Raw genomic sequence first — 26964 nt, forward strand, 5'->3', positions numbered from 1 at the left:
TTTCGCCAAGACCTCCCATATTCCGGCCATGGCCAAATCCACCGAAAAGAGAACGCCGTCGACGGCGAATGACGACCGCGCCGCGCCCAAGCGGCGCAGCCCGCTGACCGATTTCCTCGACGCCTCGGAGCCGCTGCACGAAGGCGGCTTCGCCGAGATGCCCCAGCCCGAACTGTCCGGCACGCCGCTCACCGGTTCGGTCGCGGACTGGGCCGAGCAGATCGAGCAGGAAGCCGAACGCGAAGGGCGCCAGGCCGGCAAGGACGGCGGCAAGTCGCCGAAGCCATCGAAGAAGATCCCCGAGCGCTCCGCGGCGCCCGGGCGCACGGCGCGTGGCACCTCGATGGGCGGCGCGGCGACAGCCCGCGAGCGCGCTGCGGCCGGCCTCAATCCCGTCGCCGGCCTCGACGTCTCGCTCGAGGAAGCCGAGACGATGACATCGAGCGGCGTCACCGCGACGGTGGCGGCTCTCTCGGCATTGATTGAATCCGGCAATCCGCTGCACAAGGACGGCGTGCTGTGGACGCCGCACCGCCCGGCCCGGCCGGAAAAGTCCGAGGGCGGGATCACCATCAAGATGGTGTCGGATTTCGAGCCGGCCGGCGACCAGCCAACCGCCATCAAGGACTTGGTCGAGGGCGTCCAAAACAACGATCGCACGCAGGTGCTGCTCGGCGTCACCGGCTCGGGCAAGACCTTCACCATGGCCAAGGTGATCGAGGAGACGCAGCGTCCCGCCTTGATCCTGGCGCCGAACAAGACGCTGGCGGCGCAGCTTTATTCCGAGTTCAAGAAATTCTTCCCCGACAATGCGGTGGAGTATTTCGTCTCCTACTACGACTATTACCAGCCGGAAGCCTACGTTCCGCGCACCGACACCTTCATCGAGAAGGAATCCTCCATCAACGAGCAGATCGACCGCATGCGCCACTCGGCGACGCGCTCGCTGCTCGAACGCGACGACGTCATCATCGTCGCTTCGGTCTCCTGCATCTACGGTATCGGCTCGGTCGAAACCTATACGGCTATGACCTTCCAGATGCAGATCGGCGACCGGCTCGACCAGCGCGCTCTGCTCGCCGACCTCGTCGCCCAGCAATACAAGCGCCAGGACATCAATTTCGTGCGCGGCTCGTTCCGCGTGCGCGGCGACACGATCGAAATCTTCCCAGCCCACCTTGAGGATCGCGCCTGGCGCATCTCCATGTTCGGCGACGAGATCGAGGCGATCACCGAATTCGACCCGCTGACCGGCCAGAAGACGGGCGAGCTGAAAAGCGTCAAGATCTACGCCAATTCGCATTATGTGACGCCGCGCCCGACGCTGAACCAGGCCATCAAGTCGATCAAGGAAGAGCTCAAGCACCGTCTGGTCGAGCTCGAGCGCGCCGGCCGCCTGCTGGAGGCGCAGCGTCTGGAACAGCGCACCCGCTTCGACCTGGAAATGCTGGAAGCCACCGGCTCCTGCGCCGGTATCGAGAACTATTCGCGCTATCTCACCGGCCGCCAGCCGGGCGATCCGCCGCCGACCCTGTTCGAATATATTCCCGACAACGCGCTGGTCTTCATCGACGAAAGCCACGTCACCGTGCCGCAGATCGGCGGCATGTATCGCGGCGACTTCAGGCGCAAGGCGACGCTTGCCGAATACGGCTTCCGCCTGCCTTCCTGCATGGACAACCGGCCGCTGCGCTTCGAGGAATGGGACGCCATGCGCCCGCTCTCGGTCGCTGTCTCGGCAACCCCCGGCGGCTGGGAGATGGAGCAGTCCGGCGGCGTGTTCGCCGAGCAGGTCATCCGACCGACCGGCCTGATCGACCCGCCGGTCGAGGTGCGCCCGGCCAAGACCCAGGTCGACGACGTCGTCGGGGAGATCCGCGAGACGACCAAGGCCGGCTACCGCACGCTGGTCACCGTGCTGACCAAGCGCATGGCCGAGGACCTCACCGAATATCTGCACGAGCAAGGCGTGCGCGTGCGCTACATGCACTCCGACATCGACACGCTGGAGCGTATCGAAATCCTGCGCGATTTGCGCCTCGGCGCCTTCGACGTGCTGGTCGGCATCAACCTTTTGCGCGAAGGCCTCGACATCCCCGAATGCGGCTTCGTCGCCATACTCGACGCCGACAAGGAAGGTTTTTTGCGCTCGGAGACGTCGCTGATCCAGACCATCGGCCGCGCCGCCCGCAATGTCGACGGCAAGGTCATCCTCTATGCCGACCAGGTCACCGGCTCGATGGAACGCGCCATGGCCGAGACCAATCGCCGTCGCGAAAAGCAGATGGAGTGGAACGCCGCCAACGGCATCACGCCGGAATCGGTCAAGTCGCGCATCTCGGACATTCTGGATTCGGTCTACGAGAAGGACCATGTCCGCGCCGATATCTCGCAGTTCACCGACAGCGCCGGCGCCATGATGGGCAACAACCTCAAGGCCCATCTGGACGCGCTGGAGAAGCAGATGCGCGACGCCGCCGCCAACCTCGATTTCGAGAAGGCGGCCCGCATTCGCGACGAGATCAAGCGGCTGCGTGAGATGGAGATGTCGATCTCCGATGATCCGCTGGCCAAATACGCCGATATGGAAAGCCCGGTCTCGGGCCGCGAAAAAGGCAAGCACAACAAGGGCGTGGCCAGGCATCGTACATCGGAGGAACAGGAGCGGTTCCGCAAGCTCGACGAAGCACGCGCCGCCGAAGAGGCAGCCAAGGCTGCCCGGCCCAATCTCTTCCGCAAGCCCGATCTCGACGAGATGGGCGCCGATGGCGCGGTGCCGGTGAAGAAGCCCCTGTTCGCCAAACCGTCGATCGACGACATGGGCCCAGGCACCGACATGCCGACGCCGGCCGGTGCCGTGTCGCGCTCGCTGTTCAAGAAACAATCGGCGTCCGAAGCACACGGCTCGGATTTCGGCATTCCCGGCGAGCCGACCAAACCGCTGTTCAAGAAAAACTCTCTCGACGAGATGACCGTGCGCCGCACCGAGAAACCGGTCGAGGGAAAAGTGCCGGCGAAGCCTCAGCCGATCTCTCCCGTTGTTGGGGCCGGCAGGACAGACGGGGGCGCGAAGGAACGCGAGGACAAACCCGTCGTGCGCCAACGCGCCGGCATTGGTTCTTATGAAGACCCCGGCGACGCCCGCCGCGAAAAGCGCCGGCCCGCGAAGACAGGACGGCCCGGAAAGTAGTTCGTTCGAAAGGCCGGCGGGACGGCGCCCCCTCTGTCCTGCCCGTCCTCCACAGCAGCTGCGCTGCAGCTGCGGAGGGTGGACCGGACATCTCCCCCGCGAGTGGGGAGATTGGCAGCTTCAGCGCCCCGCTCGACGCTACCCTCCTCTTGCCCAGCGCATGACCTTTGGTGTACTCAGTCCCCACACCCAAACGTCTTGAAAGGAGGGCTGCGTGTTTATCGATCACCATCGTCAGCGTGGCCCGATTTCCGCCCTGCGAGCTTGCTTGCAGGGCTGACCAGGGACGGTCCGGGTTTTTCCCGCTTCGATTTTTTGGTCTGCCCTTCGTGGTGCGCATTGCCGAGCCTGATGGCCGCTTGCGCACTGACAAAGTGCATTGAGCCGGACTTTCCGGATAGACCAGAGAAATCGACATGGCCCTGATCAGCCTCAAATCCCTCGGCGTCACGATGAGTGCGCCGCTCTTTTCCAATCTCGACCTCACCATCGGCAGCGGCGACCGGCTCGGCATCGTTGCCGCCAATGGTCGCGGCAAGTCGACCTTGCTCAAATGCCTGGCCGGCGAGATGGAGCCGACCTCCGGCGACATTACCCGCACGCGCGGCTTGCGCGTCGGCCATGTCGAGCAGTCCGTTCCTGCTGCCCTGCTTGGCCGCAGCTTTCATCAGGTGGTGGCTGACGCTTTGCCGCCCGAGCAAGCCGAAAGCGAACTATGGCGTGTCAATGTGGTGCTGGATTCGCTCGACGTTCCTGAGGCGATGCGCGAGCGAGAGATGCAGGCGCTGAGCGGCGGCTGGCAGAGGCTGGCACTGATCGCGCGTGTCTGGGTCACCGATCCCGACATGCTGCTGCTCGACGAACCGACTAACCATCTCGACCTTGCCCGCATCAGCCAGCTCGAAACTTGGCTGAACGCGCTACCGCGAGAGGTGCCGGTGGTGATCGCCAGCCACGACCGCGCCTTTCTCGACGCCGCCACCAACCGCACGTTGTTCCTGCGCCCGGACCAGTCGCCGGTGTTTTCCCTTCCCTACTCCCGCGCCCGGCAGGCCCTCGATGAGGTCGATGCCTCGACCGAGCGAAAATTCCAGCGCGACATGAAGGTGGCGCAGCAATTGCGACGCCAGGCTGCCAAGCTCAACAATATCGGCATCAATTCGGGCAGCGACCTTCTCACGGTCAAGACCAAGCAGCTCAAGCAGCGCGCGGAGCGACTTGAGGACGCGGCGGCCCCGGCGCATCACGAGAAATCGGCGGGGGCGATCCGGCTGGCCAATCGCGGCACGCACGCCAAGGTGCTGATCACGCTCGACGACGCGGCGGTGGAAACGCCCGACGGCACGCTCTTGTTCAGGACCGGCAAGCGCCACATCTGCCAGGGCGACCGCATCGTGCTGCTTGGCCGCAACGGCGTTGGCAAGTCGCGCTTCGTCACGCTGATCCGCAACGCCATTATCGAACCCGACACGGTTCAGAACGTGAAGGTGACGCCGTCGACGGTGCTCGGCTACAGCGACCAGGCCCTGTCCGGCATCGGCGGCGACGATACGCCACTGGCGATGGTGTCGCGCCGTTACGATGTCGGCGAACAGCGCGCCCGCTCTCTGCTTGCCGGCGCCGGCGTCGGCATCGAGATGCAGGAGCGCAGGATCAGTGTGCTGTCCGGCGGCCAGAAGGCGCGGCTGATGATGCTGGCGCTGAGGCTCGCCAATCCGAATTTTTATCTGCTCGACGAGCCGACCAACCATCTCGACATCGACGGCCAGGAAGCGCTGGAGGAGGAATTGCTCAAGCACCAGGCAAGCTGCGTGCTCGCCTCGCACGATCGCTCCTTCATCCGTGCCATCGGCAACCGCTTCTGGCTGATCGAGAGGCGGCGGCTGACCGAAGTCGACGATCCCGAGGAGTTCTTCCGCTCAGTGGCTGAAGGGGCGGGATAGATCGGATTGTAAATTATCCGCTTACAGGTCCTTGAATCTTGTAAGCGATCTGTTTACATACCTCATGATCAAGTCTTTCAGGAACAAGGCCCTGTCAGAGCTCTTTCAAACCGGGAAAACCGGCAAGATCGACGCCAAGATGCACAAGCGCGTTCTTGTCCGGCTTGACCGCCTGGAAGCTTCAGAAAAGCCCGAGGAGATGAACCTTCCTGGCTTTGCCTTCCATGCGCTGAGAGGCTTCGATCCCATCCGTTACACGGTCCACGTCAACGGCCCGTGGTGCATCACGTTTGAATTCGACGGCAAGGACGCCCGCGTCGACTTCGAGCAATACCGCTGAGGCGGCCAGATTGGAGAAGTTCGATCTATGAGCGTGCACGAGCCGACGCGTCCTATCGAGCGCTGTCCCTCCCACCCGGGAGCGCTGCTTGAGGACATTATCCCGGCAACTGGAAAGACCAAGGTGGAAATTGCAAAGCTGCTCGGCATCTCCCGGCAGCAGCTCTATGACATCATCCGCGAAAAGAAGCCGGTTTCACCGGCTGTGGCCGCCCGCCTTGGGAAGCTGTTCGGCGATGGAGCCGCGATCTGGCTTCGCATGCAGGCAGCTTTCGATGCCTGGCATGCCGAACGTGAGGTGGATGTTTCGGCTATTCCGACGCTCAAGGTCGCGTAGGCCGTGGCGCTCGAATGAGAAATTAAACGCTGCGAGAAAAAAACGACGACCTGTCGGATCGCCTGAACCTGCCTCGTCCTTGGGATGCCGACACGATGATGCCGGCGCCAACCCAGGGAGAATGCATCATGTCCGTCCTTTCCTCCATCGGCCGCATCGCAACCCGATATGCGGCGGCGCGTGCCCGCCATCGTAGCGAGCGCATCCTGCTTTCGCTCCCCGCCGAACTGCGCAAGGACGTTGGCTTTCCAGAACTCTTCGACGCGCAGAACAGCCGCCGCTCAGCCGCCGTCTCGGCCAAGGTCATATGAGCGGCCGAGCCATGCGTCTATCGCTTGAGTTCTCCGGTCGCCCGGCCAGTCCGGGCCCGGCCCTCGAGAAAAATTTCAAGCCCATGTAGGACCGCCGTCACCTCGCGCGTCCTATGGTCCGCAAGGCCAAATCAAACGTGAAGAGGAACACGCAATGACCGACCAGACCCCTGTGCAGCCCAAGGCGAAAGTGCTCGGCGGATTGACCCCCTATCTGCAGGTGGACGGCGCCTTCAAGGCTGCCGAATTCTACCAGAAGGCGTTCGGCGCCGAACAGGTCTTTGCCTACCCCGCGGACGAAAAAGGCCGCACGATGCATGTCCACCTCCACATCAACGGCTCGACGCTGATGTTGGGCGACGCCTATCCCGAGCACGGCCACCCGCACCAGGCGCCGCAGGGCTATACGCTCCAGCTTCATCTCGGCAGCGACGAGATCGACGGCTGGTGGCAGCGCGCGGTCGACGCCGGCTGCGAGATCGTGACGCCGCTGCAGGTGATGTTCTGGGGCGACCGCTGGGGCCAGGTGAAGGACCCTTTCGGAGTCGCATGGGCGATGAACGCTCCAGTGGAGCAATAACCGTCGCAATTCGATAGCGGGCGTCAGCACTCTCGGCGAGAAGTGCGCGCCCACCTGCCCCGGGTCGCATCCCTGCCGGCCCGGCGCCGGATGCAGCAAACAAGGAGATTGCCATGTCCTATGTCGACGGTTTCGTGCTTGCCGTGCCAAAGGCAAAACTCGACGATTACAAGAAGCTGGCCAACACCGCCGGCGCCGTCTGGAAGGAACACGGCGCGCTCGCCTATGTCGAGTGCGTCGGCGACGATGTGCCTTATGGCGAGGTCACGTCGTTTCCACGCGCCGTGCAGGCCAAGGACGACGAAGTCGTCATCTTTTCCTGGGTCGTCTACAAATCCAGGCAGGACCGCGACGCGGTCATGGCCAAGGTGATGGCCGATCCACGATTGCAGCCGGATATGTCGAAAATGCCGTTCGACGGCAAGCGCATGATCTTCGGCGGGTTCCAGACGTTCATGGAATTGTAGGCAACGCACTTGGGCGGAGCGGGAGCGCTCCGCCGGAAATGCCGCGCCGCATTAAGCCAGTCTGTCCAGCAGGGGCTTCAGCCTGTCGCCGTAGCGCTTCCACAGGTCGACCGAGCCTTGATACATCGGCTGGCGCACCTGCGCGGCGGAAGCCGTGCGCACCGGCCGGTCGGTCTGGTGGAACGACAGCACGGCATCGTCCCATGGCAGCCCGAGATAGTCGATCAGCGCCCGGCTCTGGCCTTCCTGGTCGGCGACGAAATCCTCGTAGCGCACATCGTGCACGACGCCAGGCAGCACCTTGTGCCAATGCGCCATGATGTCCGTGTAGAGATTGTGGAAATCGGCGAGTTCGCCCAGATCATAGCCGTAGCGGTGGCTGTCGCCGCGGAAATGCACCTTGTAGATCGAAAGGCAGGTTGCCGCCGCATCGCGGGCGCAATGGATGATCCTGGCCTTTGGCATCATCATGTGGATGAAGCCGACAAGCAGGAAGTTGCCCGGCATCTTGTCGGTGACGTGGCGCATGTGCGGATAGCGGGCATGCAGCATGTCGAGATAGGCGCGTCCCGCCTCGGCAAAATCCGTATCGGGCGCATCCGAAACGCCCCAGGGGAAGCCGCCGGGCATGGTCGCCGGGAACTGCCTGCCGACCGCCGTCTTCAGGATGCCGAGCTCGCCGGCGCCGTAGACCTGCGGATGGCTGGCGATGATCTGCTCGACCAGGGTCGTGCCCGAACGAGGCATGCCGACGACGAAGATCGGCGTATCGTCGGAGATCGCGCTCGGCCTGTGCTTCTGGAAGAAATCCCTGTCGAACACCGTTTTCATAGCCTCGAATTCGGCGCGTGTCTTTTCCGCGTCGTAGTCGATGCCTTTGCGGCGGATGGCATTGCCTTCGGCGAAATAGTCGAAGGCTCTGTTATAATCCTTCAGATCGTCGTTGACCTTGCCGAGGCCGAAGGCAAGCTGCATGCGCGCCAGGCTGTCCGGCAGCGCCTTGGCGTGCTGGGCCTCCATCCCGGTCAATTCGGCATCGCGCTCCTTCTGGCGCTTGACCTGCGTCAGCATCAGCCAGGCGCGCGCCATGCCGGGATCGGCCGCCAGCGCCTGCCGGAACAGGTCGGCCGCCTCGTCGAGCTCGCCTTTTTCCATCAACCCGACGCCCAGCCCGTGCAGCAGTTCGGCGTCCTTCGGACGGATCGACAGCGCCTCGCGGAAGACGGCCAGCGCCTCGTCCAGGCGCCCCGCTTCCTGCAAGGTTTCGGCAAGCCCGATGCGGGCGCGGAAATGGAAGGGATTGCGCGCGACCGTGCCGCGATAGATCTCCTCGGCGCCCTCGAACTGCCCAAGCTGTTTCAGTGACGAGCCGAGATTGTCGCGCGCCGCGAGTTGGTCCGGCCGCAGCGCCACCGCGCCACGGAAGAAGTCGGCGGCCGCCGCGACACGGCCGAGATCGCGCATCACCGTGCCGAGGTTGTTGAGGAAATCCGGATTCTTCGGCCGCAAGCGCACCGATTGCTCGAGGAGACCGAGCCCCTCGGCGCTGCGCCCGGTCTGGTGCAGCAAAAGACCGAGAAAATGCGCAGCCGCCGCATGGTTGACCTTGTGCGTCAGCACTTGCCGATAGAGCGCCTCGGCCTCTTGCCGCCGCCCCGCCTGATGCAGTTGCAGCGCCCTCTGCACATGCTGGTCGAGACTCGACGGCGGCTGTCCGCCCGAGCCGGAGTTGGCGCCAGCACCCGCCGCTCGTCTCTGATCTCTGTTAATGGGAAACCTGCCGTGTTTGTCCGCCTGCCGCGATCTAGGCCATTGGCGCGGCGGGTTCAAGGCTTTGCTTGGTTTCTTGCGCTTGCCATCGGCGCGGACAAGATCAAATCAGCCGGTTGGTCTCGGCCGTCTGCCTGGCGCGCCGAACCGTTCCGTCAGTATCGGCGATCGTCCGCCTTTCAGCCTCGTCGCTCCTGACGGTCAGCCGCGCCGACTTGACGATCATAGGTTTGCCGGTACGCCCGATGGCGACGGCATATGCGGTGGCCGGCCTGATGGGCGGGTTGATCGCTGTGGTATTACCTCTTGAGCTTCTCGCAGAAACCATGGTTTTTGTCCTTTTTGGAGAAATAAAACGCAAATTTCGGGAGTGGACCCCAAAATGATTTTTTGAGAATTTTTGGAAAATATCATCAAACCATAGCAGAGTTTTTCAAATGAACGCAGCAATCTTTTTCCGTTGGCTTACTTATTTTTCCAAATCTTCTTGAAAACCATGCAAAGTCGAGCTACATATATATGAGCGTTTGGGCCAGAATTGGCATTTCGCGGCGTCAGAGGTTCTCGACCCGCCAATCTCACTCCAAATCATCGATATCGGCAGCGCGGCGCATTTGCTCCGCGACCGTTCTCATTCTTCGAAAGACACCCATGAACACCGGAACCGTGAAATTCTACAATGGCCAGAAGGGTTTTGGCTTCATTCAACCAACCGACGGCGGCAAGGACGTTTTCGTCCATGTCAGCGCATTGGAACGCGCGGGCTTTCCTGGCCTCGCCGAAGGCCAGAAGCTGCAATTCGAGTTGGAGCGTGATGCCAAGGGCCGCGAGTCGGCCGCCAATTTGCAACTGATCTGATCCGGCCGAATTCGATGACCGCTGACCACGGATGTACTGGCAGCTCTCGAAAATGGCTTATTTCCAGCGATTGCCGGAAATAGGAAAGCGGGGCTCGTCCCCGCTTTTTTGCTTTGAGGCTCTCCGCCTCGCATGTCGCCACAGGGCTTAAAACATCAAGGCAGGACAATGCCGGACCGCACGACCCATTCCGTCGCACATTTCATGGCTCCTTTCGTACTCGGCGGGCTGGAAGGGCAACTGCCGGCGGGCGACTACGACATCGATCACGACGAAGAGCTGATCGAGGGCATGTCGCGGCTTGCCTGGCGCCGCGTCGCCACCTTCATCCATTTGCCGGCAAGGGCGGTGAAAAACCCGACCACCAGTCAACTCGTCGCCATCGATTACCTGGACCTCGAAACAGCGCTGAAGCGCGACAGGGAGAATGCAGCATGATCCGTTTCCAGCAGAATGCGCGTCCGCGCACCGACACGCCCTCGCATCTCTTCGCCGTCGGCCAGACCGTGCGCATGAAGAGCCGCACAGGGCTCCTCAACAAGACTGCGGAGCTGTTCGAGATCAAGAGCAGGCTGCCGGTCAAGGACGGCTCCCCGCAGTACCGCATCCGCAGCGAGCAGGAGACCCACGAGCGGGTCACCACGGAAGACAATCTCGAACCAGCCGACAATCCGATTGGTACCGACAATCCGATCGTTGGCAACGATCCGGCGGTCTGAGACCCCGGCGACGCCAGACCACCAGCACGAGGAGCAGACAAGATGGCCAAGGGTCAACAGCGCAGCAACCGCGAAACACGCAAGCCCAAGAAGGATAAGGTGGTGGCCAAGCCCGCCTCCCCGTTCGGCTCGTCGGTCAAGCAGGCCGAGAGCGGCCTGAAGCCGAAATCGAAGAGCTGATCGCGGACGACTTCTTCCGCGCCCATCCCTGCCGCAGAATCTCCTGCCGGAGAATCTCCCTGGCGGAACAACGCACCATGGAGGCGTCCTTGAATTTCGTCATCGAGTTTTACCGATCGCGCGAAGCCGAGGAAGCGACGCTCGACAAGGTGTCGCTGGAAGCCCCTACCCTGCGCGCAGCCTGGCAGGGCGCCACCGCGCTCTTCCATACGCTCGCAATGCCGCAAATCCCCGACCGCGTGCGCATCTGCGATGAGCACGGCAGCGAGCTTTACGCCGGGCCGGCCGACGGCGCCTATCCATCCGCGTTGTGACCGTCACACGTCCCCGAAATTTGTTTTAGACGGCATCCGCGTTTTCCCAAGGTGCGGAAAAGACGAACACCCGGCCTTTCAGCAGCGGCCCCCGCCAACGATGCGGTAGTCGGCGGCGCGTGCCTCGCAGGCGTTGGGGAAGGTTCGCAACTCTCCGCCGCGCCGGGCGCAGACCGGCGCGTATTCGCGGGTGCAGAAAGTCTGCTCGCCGCCACCCTCGCCGCCGTCACGGCAGGGACCGTCGCGCACGATGCCATAACCCGCCCGGTCGGCAAGACAGGCATTGGCGAAGGTCTGGCGGTCGTCACCGCGCCTGGCGCAGACGGGCTCGTACTGCTTGGTGCAGAATTGCGGTCCCGGCCGCGGCGGCCGTGGCCGCGGTCCCGGGCCGTCGTCGACGACCACTGTACAGGCGGCAAGAACAGCCGACAGGAACAGGACGACAAAACCCTGTCGCGAGAAGATTGCCGCAAGAAACCTCATGATCGTCTCTCCCTCGATCCTCGCCTCGCTGCGTGCCGCTCCAAGTACGCAGCTGTTCGGGACAATGATATTCACGAAGCAAAGGCTCAAACCAGTCGCGCTGTTGCGATCCTCCGCATTCCATCGCCGATTGCAACCCTCGTTTGCAGCCGGCTGCTAAAAAGAACGTCGCCTGGATTATCCCGGCGCCTCGCACCGCCAGCCGTCGCCGCCGCTGGCCCATGCGTGACGGGGCTGTGGCCGATGACCCCTCAGGCAACGAGGCCTATTTGCGGCGCGTCGATGCTCGGATTGGTCGATTCATGCGTCGGGACGCGCCCATCGGGGGCGGCCCGCGGCGCTATCTTGCAACCTTCACTTTTCCGTGCGATAAATTCCGTGTTCGGGCATTTGCGACCCGGAGAGCGGAACGTTTTGGACGACCTTTCCCCGATACTGTGAATCTCTGACGGCCCCGTTTTTCGGCGGGGGGTTTGACCATGCGCCAATGCATGACTGCCGAAAGCTACCACCGGGAACTGCCCTCGACGCGAGGTGGCGGGCAGGACCATCAAGACTGAACGGGTGAAGGAGTTTCCCCAATGGCCCAGACCGGCACCGTTAAATTCTTCAACGCGACCAAAGGCTTCGGTTTCATCACGCCCGACGGTGGCGCCAAGGACGTATTCGTCCACATTTCCGCGATCGAGGCCTCGGGCCTGCGCACGCTCGTCGACGGCCAGAAGGTCACCTTCGACGTCGAGCCGGATCGCATGGGCAAAGGCCCCAAGGCCGTCAACCTCCGCGCCGCCTGAGCCATCGGCCAGCAGCACGCCCTTCCTGGCCGTGCGACTGAGGCTCCGAAGCTTGAATGACTTCGGAAGAGGCAAACGAATTTTGAAGGCGCGGCGATTTTCGTCGCGCCTTTTTCATGTCGCAGCGCAGCAAAAATGCTGTCGCCCCAAAGTGGATCCGGTGTCGGGTCAACGACATGCATCATAATGAAAACTTAAAGCGCGACGCGCTTTAAGTGCCCGCAAAACTTTCTCTTGCCGATGACGCTAAAATAAAGGACAAATTTCCATTCGGGCATTTGCCGGCCCGAGACTGGAGTTTATGGGATCAAAGGAGCTTCCCATGCCGCAGACCGGCACCGTCAAATTCTTCAACCATGCCAAAGGGTTCGGCTTCATCACACCGGATGATGGCGCGAAGGATGTCTTCGTTCATATTTCGGCCGTGCAGGCGTCGGGTCTTCCCGGTCTTGAGGATGGGCAGAAAGTGACATTCGACACCGAGCCTGACAAGCGCGGCAAGGGTCCCAAGGCCGTCAACCTGTCGATCGGCTGAGCCTGCTCCGGAACGGCGGCTGTTCTGGCAGGACAGCTTCGCTCCCTGGAGCGTTCGATAGTTGATGCCCGTGCCCTCCGGTCAGGCAAAAATTCGTTCAGCCCCCGTTCAGCCACGGTCTCATATTAATCTTTCGTAAAGCCGGACCGCATCCCCGGAATTCTTACGGGCCGGCACGAAGGAGATTGACATGAACCGAATTTTCAAGACAGCCGTGCTGTCCGCCGCAGTGGTTGCCACCACGTTCGCGGCCTTGCCCGCGGCCAATGCGGGCGATTGGCGTCACCGCCACCATCATGACCATGGCGATGCCATTGCCGCCGGCGTCCTCGGCCTCGCGGCCGGCGCGCTGATCGGCGGTGCGTTGGCCAACCAGCAGCCGCCGCCCCGCGACTACTACGATGACGGTTACTACGATCGCGATGTGCGGATTCGCCCGGCGCCGGTCCGCCGCTACTATGCCGAACCGCAAGTGGTCTACGCCGACCGCTATGCCGAACCGTGGACGCGCGGCTGGTACGACTATTGCTCCGACCGGTACCGCACCTTCAACGCCCGCACCGGCACCTTCACCGGCAATGACGGCGAGCAGCATTTCTGCACCGCTAACTGATCAAGGGCTTCCCTGCCTCAACAAAAAGCGCTGACCGCAAGGCCGGCGCTTTTTTTGTCAAGCCGGCACCGGCTTCGGCGCGACGCGCTTCACGTCAAAAACGGATTGCTCCGCCGCTCCTCGCCGAAACGCCCGCCCGGACCGTGGCCGCAGATGAAGCCGATGTCGTCGCCGAGCGGCAAAAGCTTGTCCTTGATCGAGGCGATGAGTGCCGCATGATCGCCGCCCGGCAGGTCGGTGCGCCCGATCGAGCCGCGAAACAGCACGTCCCCGACATGGGCGAATTTGGCCGCGCGGTTGTAATAGACGACATGGCCGGGCGCGTGGCCGGGGCAATGCAGCACCTCGAAGAGATGCGAGCCGAACGAGACCGTCTCGCCTTCGGTGAGAAACCGGTCGGGCACGCAGTTGCGCACGCCGGCAATGCCATAGCGCTCGCCCTGGTTCTCAAGATTGTCGAGCAACATCCTGTCGGCCTCGTGCGGGCCGATGATCTCGACACCGAGCGCTTCCTTCAACTCCATCGCGCCGCCGGCATGGTCGATATGACCATGCGTGATCCAGATCGCGCCGGCCGATATCGCATTGTCCTTCAGCGCCGCCAGCACCTTGTCGATATCGCCGCCCGGATCGACGACGACACCGTGCTTGTCGTCCATGTCGAACAGGATCGTGCAATTCTGCTGGAAAGGCGTGACCGGCACGATGCCGGCATTGAGCTGACCCATGATCGTCCTTTCGATGTTCACGCCGTGATGTAGAGGCGCGAGCGAAGGGCGTCCACCCTTGGGATCGGTCGTTCCAAAGCGCGTCGCGTCGAAACGCATTCATGCGGCGCGCTCTGGAAACAGAAATGGGCGGCCGAAGCCGCCCATTTGGCCAGCCCGAGATCGCAGGCTTACTTCTTCATGGCGCCCATGACCGCGCCGATAATGCCGGTCAGGATCGCGCCGCCGCCGGCGCCGCCGACGATGTTCTGCAGGTTGAGCGCGCTGCCCAGACCACTCGTCGCTGCCGCAGCCGCTGCCGGATCGACTGTGCCGCCGAGCAGGCTGCCGAGGATCGCCGCGCCGCCGACGCCGCCAATGGCGCCGCCCAGGATCTTGGGAAGCTGCCCCAGCGCCGCCGTCTTGATCGCCGCGCCGACCGCCTGACCACCGATGATGCCTGTAATGATCTGAACGATGATCGGAAGAAGCGTATTCATGTCCATCTTACCAGTCCCTCCATAGCTGCCAGCCTCCCGGGCCGACACCATCATGGAGACGCTGAATTCAGCGAAAGTCAAATGCAGAAACGCTGAAATAAAAGGGGCGGCCCGAAAACCGCCCCTGCTTGCGTGAAAAGCTGTGACTTTCGTTATTCTGCGGCGATCGCGTGCTTCGGCTGAACGGCCGCAGAATAGTCATTCATCAGAGTCTTGGCGATCTCGCCGACCTCGAATCGGTACGGCCCGATCTCCGAAACCGGGGTCACTTCCGCTGCCGTTCCAGTCAGGAAGCACTGCTCGAAGCCCTCGAGTTCTTCCGGCATGATGGCGCGCTCCACCACCTCCAGGCCGCGGTCCTTGGCGAGGCCGATGACCGTGCGGCGGGTGATGCCGTCGAGGAAGCAGTCCGGCTTTGGCGTGTGGATCCTGCCGTCCTGGACGAAGAAGATGTTGGCGCCGGTGGCTTCCGCGACCTGGCCGCGCCAGTCGAGCATCATGGCGTCGGCATAGCCCTTGGCCTCGGCGGCATGCTTGGACATGGTGCAGATCATATAGAGGCCTGCAGCCTTCGATTTGGACGGCGCCGTGCGCGGGTCGGGCCGGCGCCACTCAGCCATATCGAGACGTATGCCTTTCAGCTTCTGCGCCGGATCGAAGTAGCTAGGCCACTGCCAGATGGCGATGGCGCAATTGATGCGGTTGTTCTGCGCCGAAACGCCCATCTGCTCGCTGCCGCGCCAGGCGATCGGCCTGACATAGGCATCCTTGAAGCCCTGCTTCTTCAGCAGGGTACTGGAGGCGTCGTTGAGCTCGGCCACCGAATAGGGGATCTTGAAGCCGAGCAGCCGCGCCGATTCATGCAGGCGCTCGGTATGCTCGTTGAGCTTGAAGATCTCGCCACCATAGGCGCGCTCGCCCTCGAACACCGCGCTGGCATAGTGCAGGCCGTGGGTCAGCACATGGATCTTGGCCTCGCCCCATTGCACGAACTCGCCATTCATCCAGATGAAGCCGTCCAGTTGATCAAAGGGAACGGATGCCATGGTAACCTCCCGCGGGCGGCAGCCCGCATATCGTTGTTCGTTGCGTGCTCTTGTCGGCCGCGCCATCTGGTTGGGGCGCCTGCCGCTGTCTGGAAAGGTAGGCGGATAATCGTGCTCTGGCAAACTCAGGAAGTTCCGGAAAACCCGGCCTGTCTTGCCTTTTCGTTCGCAATCCGCCCAAAACCTTGTCAAAAATTATCATTGCAGGGAAATTACGTCAATAGTACTGACATAATCTTCCCTGCCCATGGAGAAAAGATGACGGATCGAAGCCGAGCAGCCGGGACACCGATCAGGACCGCGATGTCAATCGAGGATGGCATTGATTTCGCCCTCATCGAGCTGTTTTTCTTCGCCTATCGCGATTTCACCTCGGATCCCGATCAGATCCTGGCCGACTATGGCTTCGGCCGCGCCCACCACAGGGTGCTGCATTTCGTCAACCGCAGGCCGGGCCTGACGGTCGCCGAACTGCTCGATGTCTTGAAGATCACCAAGCAGAGCCTGGCGCGCGTGCTGAAGCAGCTGATCGACACCGACCATGTCGTGCAGTTGCAAGGGCCGCGCGACCGTCGCCAGCGCGAACTGTACCCGACCGCCAAGGGCCGCGCGCTGGCGCTGGCGCTGGCACGGCCACAGTCGCGCCGCATCCATGCTGCATTGGAAGATTCCGGAGCCGCCGAACGGACCCAGGTGGAACGCTTCCTCGAAGCAATGGTCAATCCGGAACTGAGAGCCCAGATCGACGTTGGGTCCGCAAAAATGTCAGGGAAAAGCCATGGAGAGCACTGAACGCGCTGATCACGCGGCCGCACCGGACGACGATGCGCCGCATCTGCTTGTGGTCGATGACGACACCCGCATCCGCAACCTGCTCAAGCAATATCTGACCGAAAACGGTTTTCGCGTCACCGTCGCCGGCAATTCGGGCGAAGCCCGGCGCAAGCTCGCCGGCCTCGACTTCGATCTTCTTGTGCTGGATGTGATGATGCCCGGCGAAAACGGCGTCGACCTGACCAAGGCGCTGCGGGCCGAGAAGAACGTGCCGATCCTGATGCTGACGGCGCTATCGGAAACCGACAGCCGCATCACCGGCCTGGAGGCCGGCGCCGACGATTACCTGCCAAAGCCCTTCGATCCGCGCGAATTGATCCTGCGCATAAACAACATCCTGCGCCGCGGCGGCCCTGCGACCACGCCCAAGGTGGAGCAGCTCGTCTTCGGTCCCTACACATTCCAGATCGCCAGGCGCGAATTGAAGCGTGGCGGCGAGGCGCTGAAGCTGACCGATCGCGAGCAGGAGATCCTGGCGATATTCGCCGCGCGCGCCGGCGAAACCATTCCACGCCACGAACTGGTCGGCGACGAATCGGATGTCGGCGAACGCACCATCGACGTCCAGATCAATCGGCTGCGCCGCAAGATCGAGCGCGATCCCTCCAATCCGGTCTGGCTGCAGACGGTCCGTGGTATTGGGTATCGGCTCAGCGTCGAATAGACTACCGCCTTCGGCCTGCCTGACGGCCACGGAGCGAGCGAAAGGTGAATGGCGACCACGGAACTGGAACAGCCGGAATCTGACGGCTTGAGCACGCGCTCCACACGGCTGCTCAAGAGGGGTCCGCGCGTCTGGAACCGGTTCTGGCGCCTCGTTTCGCTCTACATGCCCAAGCGCCTCTACGCGCGCTCGCTGATCATCGTCATCGCGCCGATGATCCTGCTGCAATCGGTGGTCGCTTTCGTCTTCATGGAGCGGCATTGGGCGACCGTGACGCAGCGCCTGTCGCAGGCGACCGTGCGCGACATCGCCGCCATCATCGACCTGATCGAGACCTATCCGCACGACGCCGACTACGCCAACATCATCCGCATCGCCCAGGACCGTATGCAGTTGAAGGTCGACCTCCTGCCGCCCGACCCGCTGCCGCCGCCCGGGCCAAAGCCGTTCTTCTCCATCCTCGACGACGTTCTCTCCGCCGAGATCACCCGCCAGATCAACCGGCCGTTCTGGATCGATACGGTCGGCAACTCCAACATCATCGAGGTGCGCGTCCAGCTCGAAGGCAAGGTGTTGCGCGTCTTCGTGCGCCGCAGCCAGGCCTATGCTTCGAACACGCACATCTTCCTGATCTGGATGGTCGGTACCTCGCTGGTGCTGCTGATGATCGCCATTCCCTTCCTGCGCAACCAGATCCGGCCGATCCTGACGCTGGCCGAAGCCGCCGAAAGCTTCGGCAAGGGCCGGCCGATGCCGCGTGATTTCCGTCCGCGCGGCGCGGAGGAGGTCCGCCGCGCCGGTTTTGCCTTCATCCAGATGCGCGAGCGCATCGAGCGCCAGATCGAACAGCGCACCGCCATGCTCACCGGCGTCAGCCATGACCTCAGGACCATCCTCACCCGCTTCAAGCTGCAGCTGGCGCTGGCGGGCGGCAAGGCCGAGACCAAGGCCGCGCTCAACCAGGACATCGACGACATGCAGTCGATGCTCGAAGGCTATCTTGCCTTCGCCCGTGGCGAGGCCTCGGAAGACACCGGGCGCTTCGATCTCGAAGCCTATTTCCAGAAGCTGAGCGAGGAAGCTCGGTTGCGCAAATGCAAATTGTCGACGACGCTTTCCGGCGATCCGACCGTGCATGTGCGGCCGAACGCCTTCGCCAGGCTGATGTCGAATGTCATCGGCAACGCCTTCCGCTACGCCAAGACGGTGGAGGTGGCCGCCAATCATGGCCGCGGCTCGCTCGTGGTCACCATCGACGATGACGGTCCGGGCATTCCGGCCGAAAAGCGCGAAGAGGTGTTCAAACCCTTCATGCGGCTCGACGAGGCCCGCAATCTCGATGCCAGCGGCACTGGCCTCGGCCTGTCGATCGCCCGCGACATCGCCCGCAGCCATGGCGGCGACATCACGCTCGATGTCAGCCCGCTCGGCGGCTTGCGCGCCGTGATCAAGGTTCCGGCCTGACAGGGACTTAATCGCGGGAAGCGGAAACCGTTTCCGGACGAGGTCATGTTCGGCCGATTTCATTGGCGCGTCATGAAACCATGCTGAAGAGCGCGCATGAAGCGCGCGACCTCACTTGATTCGAGCCCGCCGCCTCACTTCGATCCCGTGCCCGCCCGGGTGCGCTGGAGCGAAGCGAGGGCCGCAGGCTGGTCGCCGTCCCGGCATCATACCGAGGCAACCGCCGACCTTTCGAGCAAAGGCCCGCCATGCGCATATTGATGGTCACCGACGCCTGGCGCCCGCAGGTCAATGGCGTCGTCCACACGCTGGAGCGGCTCACCGAGACGCTGAAATCGTTCGACGTCGCGGTGGATTTCCTGACACCCAACATCTTTCACACTTTGCCCTTGCCGACCTATCCCGATATCCGCCTGGCGCTGACCACGCCAGGTCATGTCGCGCGCCTGATCGAGGCCTACAAGGCAGACCACATCCACATCGTCACCGAAGGTCCGCTCGGCATCATGGCGCGGCGCTACTGCCGCAATGCCGGCCGGCCGTTTACGACCAGCTACCACACACGCTTTCCTGAATATCTCAGCGCCCGGCTGCCGGTGCCGGAAAGCTGGGCCTATCGCTGGCTGCGCGATTTCCACAATTCCGGCCAAGGCACGCTGGTCGCGACGCAGTCGCTGGCGGATGATCTTGCAGCGCGCGGTTTCAACAAGCTGAGGCCATGGACGCGCGGCGTCGACACCGATCATTTCCGGCCCGACAAGAGGAAGGATCTCGGCTTCCCCGGCCCGTTGTTCCTCTGTGTCGGCCGCGTCGCCATCGAGAAGAACCTCTCCGCCTTCCTCGATCTCGACCTGCCCGGCAGCAAGGTGATTGTCGGCGAGGGCCCGGAACTGGCGAAGCTCAAGGCGCGCTACCCCGCCGCGCATTTCCTTGGCCACCGCCCCAACGATGAACTGGCCGAAATCTACGCCTCGGCCGACGTTTTCGTCTTTCCGAGCCGCACCGACACCTTCGGCAACGTCATCATCGAAGCGCTGGCCAGCGGCACGCCGGTCGCCGCCTTTCCGGTCACGGGACCGATCGACATCGTCGGCGACGGCTTCGGCGGCGCGGTCTCCAACGACCTGCGCGCGGCATCGCTCGCCGCCCTCGATGTCGACCGCGCCCAGGCGCGAGAACGCGCTATGCGCTACAGCTGGAAAGCCTGCGCGGAAATGTTTCTCGATACGGTCCAGGAGGCGCTGGGCACGACGCGGAAACTGGCGGCCTGACGCTACCTCTCGGCTAAAACAGCCGCCCGCCGTCCGGCACCTTGCGCTCGATGGCGCCGAGCACCACGGCGCCCTCTTCGTCGGGAAAGCCGAGCGTCAGCACTTCCGACATGAACGGCCCGATCTGGCGCGGCGGAAAATTGACCACCGCGAACACCTGCCGGCCGATCAGCGTCTCGGGCGTATAATATTTGGTGATCTGCGCCGACGATTTCTTCACCCCGATCTCGGGCCCGAAATCGATCTTGAGCTTGAACGCCGGCTTGCGTGCCTGCGGAAACGGTTCGGCCTCGAGGATCGTGCCGGCGCGGATGTCGACACGATCGAAATCGGCGAAACTGATCTCGGGCTTGCGCTCGCTGCTTGAACTCATGTCGAAAACATCTTGGTCAGGCGTTGCCGAAAGTCTCGAACAGCACCCCCGCCAGCGCGTCCTTGGCCGATGTGCCGGACCAGACGACGAACTGGAACGCCTGGAAGTAGCATTCGCAGGCCTCCAGCGCCGACGACAGCAGCACCTCGACCTGCTGGCTCGATGGCTCGACCCCGCCCGCCAGAAGCAGCGACTGGCGGAACATGATCGCGCCTTCCTGCTCCCACAGGTCGAAATGGCCGAACAGCATCTGTTCGTTGATCAGCGACAACAGCCGCATCACTTCCAGCGCGCGCGCCTCCGGCACCTTGATGTCGAAGGCGCAGGCCAGATGCAGCGCCTCGAAATCCTCCATCCACGAGAAGGAGACGTGATAGTCGGTCCAGCTTCCGGCGACCGAGATCGAGATTTCGTCGTCGCCGGCCCGTTCGAAGGACCAGTCATTGTTGTGGGCCACCTGCTCAATGACATCCACCGGATGGATTTCGCGGGAGAATTCGAGTTCGAGAAGTTCCATGGAATGCTTCCTGTGTTCAGGGGAGCGCCACACGCTCCGCGGGGCACACACGACGAACAATCTGATCTAGAACTCGGACGGCCAGGACTTCTCGACGCAAAGACCCCAGACCGGACCCCACCGCCCGGCGCATGACCCTGCTCCGAATCATGCAACAAATTCAGTCTATTGATCGGGAGTCGCGTGAACAGCCCAATTTTTCGCGCTGCGTCATTCGCATGTGGAAAGGCGCTGTCACACAGAGTCACGCAATGCCGGTAAGCGATTCACGGCAAAGCGCTTTTCAGGCTGGTGCTTTGTGGAAAAGTTTAACGAATTATTTTTTCGGCCTGGGCTTTGCGGAAGCCGCAGGTGTGGCCTGCCCGGTCAGTTCGGCAAGCCTGGCCTCGAGCGCCTCGATGCGGTCGACAAGGCGAGCATTCTCTTCCCTGGCCTTGGCGGCCATTTCGCGCGCGGCCTCGAATTCCTCGCGCTGCACCACGTCCATCGAATTCAGGATGCGTTCGGCCTGTCCCTTGAAGGCGGTCTCCACCTCGCGCCGCACGCCCTGCGCGGCGCCCGCGGCATCGGTCATCAGCTTGGCGAATTCATCGAGAATGCGGTTCGGTCCGGTCGACATGGCAAATCCTCGGTTGCTGGAATTGAGTTAGTAGTACGGCGCGCCGAATGCAAGAACGTTGAGGGTTGCCGCGCTGTCTGCGTTGCTGTGGCGCATGGCCGTAGCATTCCTGTAAGAAGCTCTCAGACGGGCGCCAGAGCTGTACTTGAGGGCGCCAGCTCGCCTATTGTGTTCTCGTCTCGCATTGCCTCAAGCACACTTCAGTCAGGGTCACCAATGGCAACCCCTCCGCGCCGACCGACCAATCCGATGGCAGCCGCCGAAGCTGCCTTCAAACCGGTGAAGAAGCCGGCACCGCCAATTCGCGAAGCTTCGGCCGCGCCGAACGTCCGCGAGCTTGTTTCGATCCGGATCGACCGGGCCGTGCTCGATCATTTCCAGGAAGATGGCCCCGGCTGGCAGGACAGGATCAACGACGCGTTGCGGCAGTTGGTGGCCGCCAAGCCAAGGGATTGAGCTCACCGCCCGCACGGCGCGATGGGCCTGCAAGCGGTGATCCGATCCGATCTTTGAGGCCGACCACCTTGCCTTGACCCCGCCAAAACCCTGCCGCATGGTCCGCGCCAAACGCAACCGAGAGCTCCCCGTTGAACGAATATTTCCTGCTGCCGCTGGCCTCGTTGCCCTTTCCCGACATCGACCCGGTGCTGATTCAGATCGGGCCGCTGGCGGTGCACTGGTACGGCGTCGGCTACATCGTCGGCATCCTGTTCGCCTGGTGGTACGCCAAGCGGCTCGCCGCCAATCCGAAACTCTGGCCCGACGGCATCCTGCCGATGAAGCCGGAGGACCTCGATGATTTCATCATCTGGGCGGCCATCGGCGTCGTGCTGGGCGGGCGCACCGGCTACGTGCTGTTCTATGACCTGCCGCGCTATATCGCGCATCCGCTCGACATCTTCGCCGTCTGGCAGGGCGGCATGTCGTTCCATGGCGGCCTGCTCGGCGTCATCCTCGCCATGACGCTGTTTTCGATCAAGCGCGGCATCCGCACCTGGTCGCTGTTCGACGTCGTGGCCGCTGGCGTGCCGGTCGGTCTTGGCCTCGTGCGCGTCGCCAACTTCATCAACTCCGAGCTCTGGGGCCGGCCAACCGACGTGCCGTGGGCGATCGAGTTTCCCAATGGCGGGCCGTTTACCCGCCATCCGAGCCAGCTTTACGAGGCCCTGCTTGAAGGCCTGGTGCTCTTTCTCGTGCTGCGCTTCCTCACCCATTCGCGCCTCAAGCTGAAGACGCCGCGCTTCGTCGGCGGCGCCTTCATCTGCGGCTATGGCCTGTCGCGCATAGCAGTCGAATTCTTCCGCGAGCCCGACCAGCAGCTCGGCTATCTCCTTGGCACCAACTGGCTGACCATGGGCATGATCCTGTCCTCGCCGATGGTGCTGGCCGGCATTTGGGCGATGACGACAGCCAAGCCGGTGCCGCAGTCACGGCCGCAGGCGACATGACGCGGCTGAAGGCACGCATCGTCGATCTGATCGAGGCGACAGGGCCGATCCCCGTCAACGAATACATGGCATTGTGCCTGTTCGATCCCGAGGCGGGCTACTACACCACGCGCGAACCGTTCGGCGCCGCCGGGGATTTCGTCACCGCGCCGGAGATCAGCCAGATGTTCGGCGAGCTCGTCGCCGTTTGGCTCTACCAGGCCTGGCTGGCGGTCGGCCGGCCGACGCCGGTCACCATCGGCGAGATCGGCCCTGGCCGCGGCACGCTGATGAAGGACATGCTTCGCACCCTGTCGCGGCTCGAACCGGCACTGGCCAACGACGCCGCTTTCGCCATGATCGAGACCAGCCCGCGCCTGACCGAGGTGCAGAAACAGACGCTCGGCGCCACACCGTTCTCGATTCGCTGGCACGAGACCATCGATACGCTGCTGCCACAGCCGCTCTTCATCGTCGGCAACGAATTGTTCGACGCCATCCCCATCCGCCAGTTCGTCCGCGTCGGCACTGGCTGGCGCGAGCGCGTGGTCGGCCTCGACGGCGCTGACAATCTTACCTTCTTCGCCGGCGCCGGCTCGCTCGACCCGACGCTGCTGCCCGCCGATGCCGGCGAGGCACCGCAAGGCGCGATCGTCGAAGTGGCGCCGGCGCGCAGCGCCCTGATGGCGACCATCGCCGAGCGCATAGCCGCTCATGGCGGCTCCGGCTTGTTTGTCGACTATGGCCATCTGCGGCCGGGTGTCGGCGACACGTTGCAGGCCCTGCGCCGTCATGATCACGAAGATGTGCTGGCCAATCCCGGCGAAGCCGACCTCACCTCCCATGTCGATTTCGCCGCCCTTGCCGGGGTGGTGCGCGCGCATGGTCTGGACGCCCATCTATCGACGCAGGGCGATTTCCTGCTCGGCCTGGGCATTCTGGAGCGCGCCGGCCGGCTTGGCGCCGATGCCAGCCAGGCGGCACGCGACAAGATCGCTGGCGATGTCGAACGCCTCGCCGGGCCGCAGGCCATGGGCGACCTGTTCAAGGTGCTTGCCATAGTGCCGCGCGGCGTTGCCGTTCGCCCCTTTGCCCAGGCTCCGAGCTCGGATTGACAAGGCGTGACGACGGCCAGTCCGGTTGTGTCGGTAGCTTTTCATGGCCGGCAACTTCTCATGATAGGAATTTTTTCTTGACAGGGTGAAGGCAACTATGGTAGATACTTGGTTATGGTGCTGAGTTGCGCCAGGGACCCGCCGCACAGGCGGGTTTTTCCGTTCAATGCTCCCTCACCGCGCAGCGGCGAAGGAACCGTTACCCCGGATTCGTTGCGTTGCCCCTTCGCCACGCCGGATTGACTTTTCACCGTCACCCCTCCCAATCTCCCGTCCGGTAAAAGAGCGGCTGAACGCCGGCCGTCTCGCTTCGGACTTTTTCTTGACGAAACCGCCCACACGGACAACAACGCCCACATGCTGAATCAGACCAAACTGGATCCCGTGCGGTCGCCGCTGCTGGACCTGGCGCAGGCACAAGGCATCCGCCACGGTTATTTCACCCGCGTCGGCGGCGTCTCGACCGGCATCTATCAGGGCCTCAACATCGGCACCGGCTCGGATGACGACCAGGCGCTGGTCGCCGAGAACCGCCGCCGTGTCGCCGCCTGGATGGGCGTGCCGGCGGACCATCTCCTGACCGCCTGGCAAATCCATTCGCCTGATGTCGTCGTCGCCAGGGGACCCTTTGCAGGCGAGCGTCCCAAGGCCGACGCCATCGTCACCGACCGGCCGGGCATCGCCATCGGCGCCTCGACCGCCGATTGCGGCCCTGTGCTGTTCGCGGATGCCGCGGCGCGTATCATCGGCGCGGCGCATGCCGGCTGGAAAGGCGCCTTCACGGGGGTGCTCGAGAACACCATTGCCGCCATGGAAAGTCTCGGCGCCAGGCGTGAAAACATCGTCGCCGTGCTCGGCCCCTCGATCGGCCCGGAAAACTACGAGGTCGGGCCTGAATTCGTCGCCCGCTTCGTCGAGGCCGATGGCGAAAATGACAGATATTTCGCGCCTTCGGCGAATCCCGGTCATTCGATGTTCGACCTCAACCGCTACACGGTGGACCGGCTCGACAGGGCGGGTGTGACCGCGCAAGGTCTCGGCCGCTGCACCTATGCCGAGGAAGATCTGTTTTACTCCTACCGGCGCACGACGCACCGCAAGGAACCCGATTACGGCCGGCAGATATCGGCAATCGTTTTGGAGAGTGAATAATGGCGCTGCATTTTGAACGATCCGAATTCGACGCGCGCCGCGACCGGCTGGTGATCGAGATGGCCGAGAAGAAGCTCGACGCCATCCTGCTCTTCGCGCAGGAAAGCATGTATTGGCTGACCGGCTACGACACGTTCGGTTTCTGCTTCTTCCAGTGCCTGGTGGTGAAAGCCGACGGGTCCATGGTGTTGCTGACCCGCTCGGCCGACCTGCGTCAGGCGCGCCACACCTCGATCATCGACAACATCGTGCTGTGGACCGATCGCGATGGCGCCAATCCGGCCGTCGACCTGCGCAATCTGCTGAACGAGCTCGACCTGCTCGGCGCCCGCATCGGGGTCGAATACGACACTCATGGGCTGACCGCCTATAATGGCCGCCGCCTCGACGAGCAGCTGCAGACCTTCGGCCAGATCGCCGATGCATCCGGCATCGTCGGTCGGCTGCGCCTGTTCAAGAGCCCGGCCGAGATCGCCAAGGCCGAGAAGGCGGCGAACCTGGCCGACGACGCGCTGGATGCGGCCTTGCCGCTGATCAAGCAGGGCGGTGACGAGGCGCTGATCCTTGCCGCCATGCAAGGCGCGATCTTTGCCGGTGGCGGCGACTATCCGGCCAACGAATTCATCATCGGCTCCGGCGTCGACGCGCTGCTGTGCCGCTACAAGGCCGGTCGCCGCAAGCTCACCAAGAACGACCAGTTGACGCTCGAATGGGCGGGAGTCTTTCATCACTATCATGCGCCGATGATGCGCACGGTGCTGACCGGCAAGGCCTCGAAGCGTCACCAGGACTTGTTCGACGCGGCCCGTGCCGCGCTGCTGGCGGTCGAGAAGGCGATGACGCCGGGCAACAGTTTCGGCGACGTGTTCGACGCGCATGCCCGTGTCATGGAGGCGCGTGGACTGACCAAGCATCGGCTGAATGCCTGCGGCTACTCGGTCGGCGCCCGCTTCACCCCGTCCTGGATGGACATGCCGATGTTCTACCAGGGCAATCCCGAGCCGATCGCGCCGAACATGACGTTGTTCGCCCACATGATCATCATGGATTCCGAAACCGAGACGGCGATGACGCTTGGCCGCACCTATCTCACGACCGAATCACAGCCGAAGCCGCTTTCCCGCCATGATCTCGACTTGATCGTACAGTGAATCCACGATGGGAGGCGTTCTTCGCCAAGGAGTTAGAAGGCAAATGAGACGATCGCAGCTGACGACCGTGTCATTGCTCGTGGTCCTGGCGCTCGCCGCCTGCACCAACGCAAAAGACGTCCTCGAACCCTCCGCCATCACCCCGCCCACGGCCGCGGCGCCGGCCACGCCGGCAGCCCAGGGCAGCGCCGCCACCCCGGCGCCCGCTGGCCCTGCCACGACCACGGCGGGCGCTCCAGCAACGACCACGACGTCAGCCACGCCCGCACAGACCGCCGCAATCCTTGCCAGGACGCGCCTGCAGATCGCGCCGATCGTCGGCGCTTCGGTGGAAGCGGCGACGCCGCTGACGGCGGAGTTGCAGACGCGCGCTAGGCAGCGCGGCATCACGCTGGCCGGCAGCGCCGACCAGACCGCGACCCATGTGCTCAAAGGCTATTTCTCGGTGATCTCCGAAGGCAAGGACACCACCGTCATCTATGTGTGGGACGTCTACGATCCCTCGGGCAACCGCCTGCATCGCATCAACGGCCAGCAGAAGGCGGCTTCGGCCAATTCCGGCGCCAGCGCGGGCGGCGACAGTTGGAAAGCGGTGGCGCCAGCCACCATGCAGGCGATCGCCGACCAGACCATCGACCAGTTCGCGGCATGGCTCGGCGGCAAGGCGGGCTAGACTATCGGACCCGAATGG

34 protein-coding genes are annotated in these 26964 nt (G+C 63.3%); 25 read left to right on the top strand and 9 right to left on the bottom strand.

The window, feature by feature from the left end; genetic code table 11:
* Window positions 1-28: 28 nt before the first annotated feature.
* The 7 genes from uvrB (at window position 29) to FJ867_RS18510 (ending at window position 7167) form a co-directional block, all read left to right on the top strand.
* Window positions 29-3190 carry an excinuclease ABC subunit UvrB gene (gene uvrB / locus FJ867_RS18480; RefSeq protein WP_140495990.1) on the top strand — a complete coding sequence of 1054 codons (3162 nt, stop codon included), beginning with the start codon at window positions 29-31 and terminating at the stop codon, window positions 3188-3190.
* A 416-nt stretch (window positions 3191-3606) separates the two neighbouring features.
* Complete coding sequence (locus FJ867_RS18485; RefSeq protein ID WP_140560623.1) at window positions 3607-5133, top strand: ABC-F family ATP-binding cassette domain-containing protein; 1527 nt, start codon at window positions 3607-3609, stop codon at window positions 5131-5133.
* Between the two features lie 64 nt (window positions 5134-5197).
* Window positions 5198-5473: a type II toxin-antitoxin system RelE/ParE family toxin gene (locus FJ867_RS18490; protein WP_140560712.1), complete on the top strand. Its 276-nt coding sequence runs from the start codon at window positions 5198-5200 to the stop codon at window positions 5471-5473.
* Window positions 5474-5500: 27 nt separating this feature from the next.
* The gene (locus tag FJ867_RS18495; RefSeq protein ID WP_140516860.1) at window positions 5501-5809 is read left to right on the top strand and encodes a HigA family addiction module antitoxin; all 309 of its coding nucleotides are present in this window, start codon (window positions 5501-5503) and stop codon (window positions 5807-5809) included.
* Window positions 5810-5937: 128 nt separating this feature from the next.
* A complete protein-coding gene (locus FJ867_RS18500; protein ID WP_140556066.1) occupies window positions 5938-6120 on the top strand; it encodes a hypothetical protein in 183 nt (60 codons plus the stop codon).
* Window positions 6121-6274: 154 nt separating this feature from the next.
* Entirely contained in the window at window positions 6275-6700 is a 426-nt protein-coding gene (locus FJ867_RS18505) for a glyoxalase/bleomycin resistance/extradiol dioxygenase family protein (RefSeq protein WP_140495994.1), read from the top strand.
* A gap of 113 nt (window positions 6701-6813) precedes the next feature.
* Window positions 6814-7167 carry a DUF1428 family protein gene (locus tag FJ867_RS18510; protein ID WP_140560622.1) on the top strand — a complete coding sequence of 118 codons (354 nt, stop codon included), beginning with the start codon at window positions 6814-6816 and terminating at the stop codon, window positions 7165-7167.
* A gap of 51 nt (window positions 7168-7218) precedes the next feature.
* Here FJ867_RS18510 and FJ867_RS18515 read toward each other — a convergent pair whose 3' ends face one another.
* Both FJ867_RS18515 and FJ867_RS29325 read right to left on the bottom strand, forming a co-directional pair.
* Window positions 7219-8853 carry a tetratricopeptide repeat-containing sulfotransferase family protein gene (locus tag FJ867_RS18515; RefSeq protein ID WP_140818186.1) on the bottom strand — a complete coding sequence of 545 codons (1635 nt, stop codon included), beginning with the start codon at window positions 8851-8853 and terminating at the stop codon, window positions 7219-7221.
* Window positions 8854-9040: 187 nt separating this feature from the next.
* A complete protein-coding gene (locus tag FJ867_RS29325; RefSeq protein ID WP_263487657.1) occupies window positions 9041-9163 on the bottom strand; it encodes a hypothetical protein in 123 nt (40 codons plus the stop codon).
* Window positions 9164-9588: 425 nt separating this feature from the next.
* Between FJ867_RS29325 and FJ867_RS18525 the strand changes: the two genes are divergently transcribed.
* From FJ867_RS18525 to FJ867_RS18540, 5 genes are all read left to right on the top strand, one after another.
* On the top strand, window positions 9589-9795 hold the full coding sequence (locus FJ867_RS18525) for a cold-shock protein (RefSeq protein WP_140495998.1): 207 nt from the start codon (window positions 9589-9591) through the stop codon (window positions 9793-9795).
* Between the two features lie 168 nt (window positions 9796-9963).
* Complete coding sequence (locus tag FJ867_RS18530) at window positions 9964-10233, top strand: hypothetical protein (protein ID WP_140516870.1); 270 nt, start codon at window positions 9964-9966, stop codon at window positions 10231-10233.
* Window positions 10230-10514, top strand: coding sequence for a hypothetical protein (locus FJ867_RS18535; RefSeq protein ID WP_140560619.1), 285 nt, complete (start codon window positions 10230-10232; stop codon window positions 10512-10514). Before FJ867_RS18530 ends, FJ867_RS18535 begins: the two co-directional genes overlap by 4 nt.
* Window positions 10515-10556: 42 nt before the next feature.
* Entirely contained in the window at window positions 10557-10694 is a 138-nt protein-coding gene (locus FJ867_RS28795; RefSeq protein WP_181165218.1) for a hypothetical protein, read from the top strand.
* A gap of 89 nt (window positions 10695-10783) precedes the next feature.
* Window positions 10784-11008: a hypothetical protein gene (locus FJ867_RS18540; protein ID WP_140567053.1), complete on the top strand. Its 225-nt coding sequence runs from the start codon at window positions 10784-10786 to the stop codon at window positions 11006-11008.
* 78 nt (window positions 11009-11086) lie between these two features.
* Here the strand turns inward: FJ867_RS18540 and FJ867_RS18545 are convergent, their stop codons facing one another.
* Entirely contained in the window at window positions 11087-11491 is a 405-nt protein-coding gene (locus tag FJ867_RS18545) for a Kazal-type serine protease inhibitor (protein WP_140631846.1), read from the bottom strand.
* A 581-nt stretch (window positions 11492-12072) separates the two neighbouring features.
* On the opposite strand from FJ867_RS18545, the gene FJ867_RS18550 reads away from it, so the two are divergent.
* The 3 genes from FJ867_RS18550 to FJ867_RS18560 all read left to right on the top strand — a co-directional run bounded on the left by FJ867_RS18550 (window position 12073) and on the right by FJ867_RS18560 (window position 13433).
* Window positions 12073-12285 (top strand): cold-shock protein, encoded by a 213-nt coding sequence (locus FJ867_RS18550; protein ID WP_006202520.1) that lies wholly within the window; start codon window positions 12073-12075, stop codon window positions 12283-12285.
* Window positions 12286-12607: 322 nt separating this feature from the next.
* The gene (locus FJ867_RS18555; protein ID WP_006202521.1) at window positions 12608-12820 is read left to right on the top strand and encodes a cold-shock protein; all 213 of its coding nucleotides are present in this window, start codon (window positions 12608-12610) and stop codon (window positions 12818-12820) included.
* 190 nt (window positions 12821-13010) lie between these two features.
* Window positions 13011-13433 (top strand): BA14K family protein, encoded by a 423-nt coding sequence (locus FJ867_RS18560; protein ID WP_140516874.1) that lies wholly within the window; start codon window positions 13011-13013, stop codon window positions 13431-13433.
* 89 nt (window positions 13434-13522) lie between these two features.
* Here FJ867_RS18560 and FJ867_RS18565 read toward each other — a convergent pair whose 3' ends face one another.
* The 3 genes from FJ867_RS18565 to FJ867_RS18575 form a co-directional block, all read right to left on the bottom strand.
* Window positions 13523-14161: an MBL fold metallo-hydrolase gene (locus tag FJ867_RS18565; RefSeq protein WP_140496004.1), complete on the bottom strand. Its 639-nt coding sequence runs from the start codon at window positions 14159-14161 to the stop codon at window positions 13523-13525.
* 170 nt (window positions 14162-14331) lie between these two features.
* Window positions 14332-14646, bottom strand: coding sequence for a hypothetical protein (locus FJ867_RS18570; protein WP_140496005.1), 315 nt, complete (start codon window positions 14644-14646; stop codon window positions 14332-14334).
* 146 nt (window positions 14647-14792) lie between these two features.
* Complete coding sequence (locus FJ867_RS18575; RefSeq protein ID WP_140666084.1) at window positions 14793-15686, bottom strand: branched-chain amino acid aminotransferase; 894 nt, start codon at window positions 15684-15686, stop codon at window positions 14793-14795.
* Between the two features lie 258 nt (window positions 15687-15944).
* Between FJ867_RS18575 and FJ867_RS18580 the strand changes: the two genes are divergently transcribed.
* The 4 genes from FJ867_RS18580 to FJ867_RS18595 all read left to right on the top strand — a co-directional run bounded on the left by FJ867_RS18580 (window position 15945) and on the right by FJ867_RS18595 (window position 19919).
* Window positions 15945-16478, top strand: coding sequence for a MarR family transcriptional regulator (locus tag FJ867_RS18580; RefSeq protein WP_181165219.1), 534 nt, complete (start codon window positions 15945-15947; stop codon window positions 16476-16478).
* Window positions 16465-17184, top strand: a complete 720-nt coding sequence (locus FJ867_RS18585) for a response regulator transcription factor (RefSeq protein WP_140496007.1) — start codon at window positions 16465-16467, stop codon at window positions 17182-17184. The genes FJ867_RS18580 and FJ867_RS18585 overlap by 14 nt, the downstream gene beginning before the upstream one ends.
* A gap of 48 nt (window positions 17185-17232) precedes the next feature.
* Entirely contained in the window at window positions 17233-18648 is a 1416-nt protein-coding gene (locus FJ867_RS18590; protein WP_140496008.1) for an ATP-binding protein, read from the top strand.
* Between the two features lie 248 nt (window positions 18649-18896).
* Window positions 18897-19919, top strand: coding sequence for a glycosyltransferase family 1 protein (locus FJ867_RS18595; protein ID WP_140649725.1), 1023 nt, complete (start codon window positions 18897-18899; stop codon window positions 19917-19919).
* A 13-nt stretch (window positions 19920-19932) separates the two neighbouring features.
* On the opposite strand, the gene FJ867_RS18600 is transcribed toward FJ867_RS18595, so the two are convergent.
* From FJ867_RS18600 to FJ867_RS18610, 3 genes are all read right to left on the bottom strand, one after another.
* Window positions 19933-20292 carry a tRNA-binding protein gene (locus FJ867_RS18600; protein ID WP_140567062.1) on the bottom strand — a complete coding sequence of 120 codons (360 nt, stop codon included), beginning with the start codon at window positions 20290-20292 and terminating at the stop codon, window positions 19933-19935.
* Between the two features lie 16 nt (window positions 20293-20308).
* Complete coding sequence (locus tag FJ867_RS18605) at window positions 20309-20809, bottom strand: YbjN domain-containing protein (RefSeq protein WP_127855850.1); 501 nt, start codon at window positions 20807-20809, stop codon at window positions 20309-20311.
* A 316-nt stretch (window positions 20810-21125) separates the two neighbouring features.
* Window positions 21126-21428 carry an accessory factor UbiK family protein gene (locus FJ867_RS18610; protein ID WP_140516880.1) on the bottom strand — a complete coding sequence of 101 codons (303 nt, stop codon included), beginning with the start codon at window positions 21426-21428 and terminating at the stop codon, window positions 21126-21128.
* 216 nt (window positions 21429-21644) lie between these two features.
* On the opposite strand from FJ867_RS18610, the gene FJ867_RS18615 reads away from it, so the two are divergent.
* The 6 genes from FJ867_RS18615 to FJ867_RS18640 all read left to right on the top strand — a co-directional run bounded on the left by FJ867_RS18615 (window position 21645) and on the right by FJ867_RS18640 (window position 26946).
* On the top strand, window positions 21645-21884 hold the full coding sequence (locus FJ867_RS18615; protein ID WP_031250360.1) for a BrnA antitoxin family protein: 240 nt from the start codon (window positions 21645-21647) through the stop codon (window positions 21882-21884).
* Window positions 21885-22015: 131 nt separating this feature from the next.
* Complete coding sequence (lgt, locus tag FJ867_RS18620; protein WP_140818188.1) at window positions 22016-22876, top strand: prolipoprotein diacylglyceryl transferase; 861 nt, start codon at window positions 22016-22018, stop codon at window positions 22874-22876.
* Window positions 22873-23970 carry a class I SAM-dependent methyltransferase gene (locus FJ867_RS18625; protein WP_140516882.1) on the top strand — a complete coding sequence of 366 codons (1098 nt, stop codon included), beginning with the start codon at window positions 22873-22875 and terminating at the stop codon, window positions 23968-23970. Before lgt ends, FJ867_RS18625 begins: the two co-directional genes overlap by 4 nt.
* A 357-nt stretch (window positions 23971-24327) precedes the next feature.
* The gene (pgeF, locus tag FJ867_RS18630) at window positions 24328-25122 is read left to right on the top strand and encodes a peptidoglycan editing factor PgeF (RefSeq protein ID WP_140496014.1); all 795 of its coding nucleotides are present in this window, start codon (window positions 24328-24330) and stop codon (window positions 25120-25122) included.
* A complete protein-coding gene (locus tag FJ867_RS18635) occupies window positions 25122-26273 on the top strand; it encodes a Xaa-Pro peptidase family protein (protein ID WP_140516886.1) in 1152 nt (383 codons plus the stop codon). The genes pgeF and FJ867_RS18635 overlap by 1 nt, the downstream gene beginning before the upstream one ends.
* 43 nt (window positions 26274-26316) lie before the next feature.
* Window positions 26317-26946 carry a hypothetical protein gene (locus FJ867_RS18640; protein ID WP_140624150.1) on the top strand — a complete coding sequence of 210 codons (630 nt, stop codon included), beginning with the start codon at window positions 26317-26319 and terminating at the stop codon, window positions 26944-26946.
* The last annotated feature ends 18 nt before the right edge of the window (window positions 26947-26964 follow it).

Source organism: Mesorhizobium sp. B2-5-3 (assembly GCF_006441005.1).
Taxonomy (GTDB): domain Bacteria; phylum Pseudomonadota; class Alphaproteobacteria; order Rhizobiales; family Rhizobiaceae; genus Mesorhizobium.